The sequence below is a fragment of the Staphylococcus simulans genome (assembly GCF_003043455.1).
GTDB classification, from domain to species: Bacteria; Bacillota; Bacilli; order Staphylococcales; family Staphylococcaceae; genus Staphylococcus; species Staphylococcus simulans_A.
This window is the reverse complement of sequence record NZ_PZGG01000088.1, coordinates 1-6,195: the sequence shown is the minus strand read 5'-3', so window position 1 is coordinate 6,195 and position 6,195 is coordinate 1. Positions and strand designations below refer to the sequence as shown.

The window sequence follows — 6,195 nt, the reverse complement described above, 5'->3', positions numbered from 1 at the left end:
AGTTAGAACAGTACAGAGATGAAATTCAAGACATTAATGAAAAGATTTTAGACTTACTTGTTGAGCGTGGTAAGTTAGCACAAAAAATAGGGGATGAAAAACGTAAGCAAGGTACTAAAGTTTACGATCCTGAACGTGAAAAAGTAATGCTGAATGCTTTAATCGAGAAAAATAATGGTCCATTTAACGACAATGTAATTAAACAATTATTCAAAGAAATATTTAAAGCATCCACTGACTTACAAAAATCTGAACACGAAAAACATTTAATTGTTTCAAGAAAACTGAAAAAAGAAGATACAATTGTTCGCTTCGACAATGGCGGTGTTATCGGTGACGGTAATAAATCATTCATTTTCGGACCATGTTCAGTTGAATCACAAGAACAAGTTGATGCAGTCGCACAAGATTTACAAAGTAAAGGATTAAAATTCATTCGTGGCGGTGCTTTCAAACCACGTACTTCACCTTACGACTTCCAAGGTTTAGGATTAGAAGGATTGAAAATTCTTAAAAACGTTAAAGATAAATATAATTTAAATGTGGTAAGTGAAATTGTTACACCTGCTGATTTAGAATTAGCAGATGATTACTTAGATGTATTCCAAATCGGTGCACGTAACATGCAAAACTTCGAATTATTAAAAGAAGCAGGACGTACGAATAAACCGATTTTATTAAAACGTGGTTTATCTGCAACAATTGAAGAATTCATTTTCGCTGCTGAATATATCGCATCACAAGGTAATCAAAACATTATTTTATGTGAACGCGGTATCAGAACATATGAAAAAGCAACACGTAACACATTAGATATCTCTGCAGTACCAATTCTTAAACAAGGTACTCACTTACCAGTTATGGTAGATGTAACACATAGTACAGGAAGAAAAGATATTATGCTTCCAACAGCAAAAGCAGCTTTAGCAGTCGGTGCTGATGGTGTTATGGCAGAAGTACACCCTGATCCAGCAGTTGCATTAAGTGATAGTGGCCAACAAATGGATATTGAGCAATTCAATAAATTCTACGATGAGTTAAAACCACTTGCTGATATGTATGACAGCAAACAATTACGCTAATAATTAGTTAATTGAAAGCCTTTTAAATTAAAGTGTTCAAACCTTTGATTTAAAGGGCTTTTTAGTGTTTTATATGACATTAAACGTGTGACAAAACAGTGACATCAGAAAGTTTTGTTTTGAGTTTGTGACAAATTATGGTACACTTTGAAAATGTTGTGAAAACTTACTATAATAGTGTTTGAAACGCTTTCAGAAAGGGTGATATTATGACCGTTACTATTTATGATGTTGCAAGAGAAGCGCGTGTTTCCATGGCAACTGTTTCTCGTGTGGTAAATGGCAATCAAAATGTCAAACCAGAAACTAGAGATAAAGTAAATGCAGTCATCAAAAAGCTTAACTACAGACCTAATGCTGTTGCACGAGGGTTAGCAAGTAAAAAAACAACGACAGTCGGGGTTATTATTCCAGATATCTCGAATGTATACTATTCTCAACTCGCAAGAGGGTTAGAAGATATTGCAACGATGTATAAATATCATTCAATTATTTCTAACTCAGACAATGATTTAGAAAAAGCTAAAGAAATCTTCAACAATCTGCTCAGCAAACAAGTAGATGGTATTATTTTCTTAGGCGGAACTTTAGATGCAGAATTAGAAAGTTTAATTGAAAACTCTTCTGTACCTGTTGTAGTGTCAGGCACAAGCGATGACGATAATACAGTTGCATCTGTAAACATTGACTATAAACAAGCTGCTGAAGAAGTAACTAATCATTTAATTAGTTCAGGCGCAAAAAGCTTTGCTTTTGTCGGCGGCAACAACTCTGAAAAAGCCGAAAATGATGTTTTATCTAGTCTAAAAGATACTTTAGCATCACACGGTTTATCATTAGAAGACAACTTAACTTTCAGAGGAAAAGAAACATATCGTGATGGTATTAAAGCTTTCGAAGAAATTAAAAAGTATCAACCAGATGCTATTTTATCTATCAGTGATGAACAAGCAATCGGTATCGTTCACGCAGCTGAAGATGCGAATATCAACATTCCATCTGATTTGCAAATTGTAAGCTTTAATAATACACGTTTAGTTGAAATGGTACGTCCACAACTCTCAAGTGTCATTCAACCGCTGTATGACATCGGTGCAGTAGGTATGCGTTTACTTACTAAATATATGAATAATGAAACGATTGAAGATTCAACGGTCATTTTACCTTACCGTATTGAGTATCGCGGGACTACAAAATAAAAAGTATCAATTTAAAAAGTCTGGAAGAAAGTAATTATACTTTCCTCCAGACTTTTTTATTCATTACTTTTTTAATCAGAACCAACTCGCAACTTGATTTGCATGTTTTAAGTTTTTAGCAGTAATTTCTGCAGTACGTGGAATTTCCATATAATCTAGACGTTTATCTTCCCATGTAGTCGGCAAATCAGTAGGTGCGTAGCTTCTCCATTTCTCTACCCATTCTTTAGGTAAATCTCCGTGCTGAATCGGAACATCCATCAAACTTAAGAAGACATGACTCCAAGCTCTTGGAACAACACGCCAAATATTATAACCGCCGCCGCCGAACATCATGACTTTACCATCCGTATATTCATCAGCTAAGGCTTTAATATAATAGGGGATGGCATAAAGTGAATCTAAAGTACAATTCATATGCGTAAGTGGATCTAAGTAGTGGATATCAACGCCATGCACACTCAAAATAATATCAGGTTTAAATGATTTAACGACAGGTGTGACCGTGCGTTTAAAACAATCAATAAAGGAATCATCCTCTGTATACGGTTCTAGCGGGACATTCACTGAATAGCTGAACCCTTGTTCTTTTCCGCGTTCTGTATAATGACCAGAACCTGGGAATAAAAATTTACCTGTTTCATGAATAGAATAATTCAGAATTTCATTTTGTGTATAGAAACTCCATTGCACACCGTCCCCATGATGTGCATCAGTATCTATAATCATCACTTTCATGTTGTAGCGCTCTGATAAGTATTTAGCAGTGATGGCGATATCATTGTATATACAGAAGCCATTTGCGCGTCCTGGCAATGCATGATGCAGACCACCGCCTAAATGACACCCATTTTTAACTTCTCCTTGAACAATCATATCCGCAAGTTTTAAAGCACCGCCGACAATACGTGCACTATGTTGATGCATGTGTTTGAATTGCGATGTATCCTCATTCGCAAAACCATATTTTTTAGATTCTACTTCGCTTAAAATACCACGTGATGCATGTTTGATTGCATTAACATAGTCATATGAATGGATGAGTGTCAATTCTTCATCAGTCGCAATTCTAGGTGTGATAATCTGACTAGAACTAAGTAATCATGCATCGATTAACAATTCAGTCGTCAGTTTTAAGCGCATTTGGTTAAAAGGATGTTCATTACTGAACCGATAGCGCATTAATTGATTAGAATAAACATACCCCGTTTGTTTATTATTTTGACTCATAAAATCTCCCCTTTAGTAGAAGAAACGGTTCATAAAACGTATATCATCAAACGCCTCCATCTGGTCTAATGTGATACGTGCACCGATTCTTGCCATTAAACAGTTTGCTGGATGACCTGTAATTTCAGGATCATCTGTTGCGAAAATCTCTAAACCCCCATGTGACATCAATTTTTGCATTAATTTTTTATATTCGTAGACATCTAATTTAGAGTTTTTCAAATCCCAGTGCCAATAATACTCTGTCGTTAACACAATATAATCTTCAAATTCATCTTCACTTAAGCTCATTTTAATGAGTTCATTACCTAAGCCTGTGCCTCGATGCGGTAAAGCAATTTCTACAGCACCAAGTTCAATAAGATAAGGTAAGTTGCCTGTAGACCAACGTTCTAATGGATCAGGATAATGATAAGTAACATAGCCTACGATAGTATTTTCATGACGCAAAACATAAATGCGACCTTCTGGTAATTCACTGATTTCTTGAATTGCTTCAAATTGTTCTATCGGTCTTCTAAACGCATCTAAACCATCATCATAATCCATTTGTTCAAGTTGTTTACGTGGTACAGGCCCCTCAATAACATAAGTTGTATCGTGACGTGTGTATGTTTGTTTTACATACGTTTTGACATGTTCCATCTTGCCACATCCTTTTTCATATTCTCCTAAGGTGAGTGTGTACACATTTACTTTTTCACTAAAATGATATGATTCCACGTATTAATTTAATTATAATGGTTTTAACATTAATTTACACACAAATCAGAATTATCGCAATTATTTTTGAAAATTTTCACTGATTTTTGTATAATGGTTTTTGAAAGCGATTTCAAACAAAGGGGGCAATTCAAATGAAAGTCGATATTTATAAAGGGGGAGAAGGTAATTATAACCTTCAGAACTATGACGAAACGTATCAGAACTTTGATTGGAAAGAAGTAGAAAAAGCTTTTTCATGGTATGAAACAGGAAAGGTCAATATGGCTTATGAATGTATTGATCGTCATGTAGATAATGGTCTTGGGGATAAAGTGGCCTTAAACTACAAAGACGCTAAACGTAAAGAAAGTTATACTTACCAAGAGATGCAGCAATTATCGAATAAAGCAGCAAATGTATTAAAAGACAAAGCGCACGTAGAAAAAGGGGATCGTGTCTTTATCTTTATGCCAAGAACACCAGAATTATACTTTGCGTTTTTCGGTATTTTAAAAATTGGTGCAATTGTTGGACCATTATTCGAAGCATTTATGGAAAAAGCAGTTGCTGACCGTTTAGATAATAGTGACGCTAAAGTGATTGTAACAACGAAAGATTTAGTTGACCGAATTCCAAAAGATGATTTACCGAACTTAGAAAAAATTGTCATTGTCGATAATGATGGGGTAGACGATGAATATGTAGATTTCCAAAAAGAAATGGAAGATGCGAGTGATTCATTTGATATTGAATGGCTAGATCGTGAAGATGGCCTGATTTTACATTATACTTCTGGTTCTACAGGACAACCTAAAGGTGTACTGCATGTTCAAGATGCGATGATTGTACATTATATTTCAGGTAAATATGTACTTGATTTAAAAGAAGACGATATTTATTGGTGTACTGCAGACCCGGGTTGGGTAACAGGCACATCTTATGGTATCTTCGCACCATGGCTTAATGGCGTGACGAATTGTATTGCTGGGGGACGATTCTCTCCTGAAGCATGGTATGGCATGATTGAAGAATTTAAGGTTACTATTTGGTATACAGCGCCGACAGCATTACGTATGTTAATGAGTGCAGGAGACGATGTAGTGAAGAAATACGATTTATCATCTCTAAGAGAAGTTTATTCTGTTGGTGAACCATTAAACCCAGAAGTGATTAAATGGGCGAAAGAAGTATTAGACCATACAGTTTTAGATACATGGTGGATGACTGAAACTGGCGGTCACATGATTGTCAACTATCCTTCTATGGATGTGAAATTAGGATCTATGGGTAAACCATTACCGGGTATTGAAGCAGCAATTGTTGATGACCAAGGTAATGAATTACCGCCAAATCGCATGGGCAACTTAGCTATTAAAAAAGGTTGGCCATCAATGATGCGTAAAATTTGGAAAAACCAAGAAAAATATGATTCATACTTCATTGGTGATTGGTATGTATCGGGAGATTCAGCATACCAAGATGAAGATGGATACTTCTGGTTCCAAGGTCGTGTAGATGATGTCATTATGACAGCAGGTGAACGTGTTGGACCATTCGAAGTAGAATCTAAATTAGTTGAACATCCTGCAGTTGCAGAAGCAGGTGTCATTGGTAAACCTGACCCAGTGCGCGGCGAAATCATCAAAGCATTTGTTGCTTTAAATCATGGTTATGAACCAGATGATGAATTGAAAGAAGACATCAGAAAATTTGTCAAACATGGATTATCTGCACATGCTGCACCAAGAGAGATTGAATTCAAAGAAAAATTACCGAAAACACGTTCAGGTAAAATTATGAGACGTGTATTAAAAGCTTGGGAACTTGATCTTCCTGAAGGTGATTTAAGTACTATGGAAGATTAATTCTGAAGTGAAATAGACAATAAAATAGCTTGAAAATATGAGCGGTATCAAAATAAAAATAATATTTTGGTATCGCTTTCATTATTGCAAAATAAAGGTTTTACTTAAATTTTT

At 35.4% G+C, this 6,195-nt stretch carries 4 protein-coding genes and 1 pseudogene; 3 read left to right on the top strand and 2 right to left on the bottom strand.

Features of this window, described 5'->3' with window-relative positions:
- Nucleotides 1–1,082, top strand: a 1,082-nt coding sequence (locus BU038_RS11505) for a bifunctional 3-deoxy-7-phosphoheptulonate synthase/chorismate mutase (RefSeq protein ID WP_107606133.1), incomplete at its 5' end; no start/stop codon positions are given.
- 209 nt (nt 1,083–1,291) lie between these two features.
- Nucleotides 1,292–2,281, top strand: a complete 990-nt coding sequence (gene ccpA / locus BU038_RS11500; RefSeq protein WP_107606132.1) for a catabolite control protein A — start codon at nt 1,292–1,294, stop codon at nt 2,279–2,281.
- Nucleotides 2,282–2,356: 75 nt separating this feature from the next.
- Here ccpA and BU038_RS11495 read toward each other — a convergent pair.
- Together BU038_RS11495 and BU038_RS11490 are read right to left on the bottom strand one after the other, a co-directional pair.
- Nucleotides 2,357–3,511, bottom strand: a pseudogene (locus BU038_RS11495) (acetoin utilization protein AcuC).
- 12 nt (nt 3,512–3,523) lie between these two features.
- Nucleotides 3,524–4,156, bottom strand: coding sequence for a GNAT family N-acetyltransferase (locus BU038_RS11490; RefSeq protein WP_107606131.1), 633 nt, complete (start codon nt 4,154–4,156; stop codon nt 3,524–3,526).
- 212 nt (nt 4,157–4,368) lie between these two features.
- On the opposite strand from BU038_RS11490, the gene acsA reads away from it, so the two are divergent.
- Entirely contained in the window at nt 4,369–6,081 is a 1,713-nt protein-coding gene (gene acsA, locus BU038_RS11485) for an acetate--CoA ligase (RefSeq protein ID WP_107606130.1), read from the top strand.
- Nucleotides 6,082–6,195 lie beyond the last annotated feature (114 nt).

Excerpts from the sequence above, each read along its gene's own strand:
- ccpA (WP_107606132.1), top strand. The coding sequence starts at position 1,292 with ATGACCGTTACTATTTATGATGTTGCAAGAGAAGCGCGTGTTTCCATG.
- BU038_RS11490 (WP_107606131.1), bottom strand. The coding sequence starts at position 4,156 with ATGGAACATGTCAAAACGTATGTAAAACAAACATACACACGTCACGAT.
- acsA (WP_107606130.1), top strand. The coding sequence starts at position 4,369 with ATGAAAGTCGATATTTATAAAGGGGGAGAAGGTAATTATAACCTTCAG.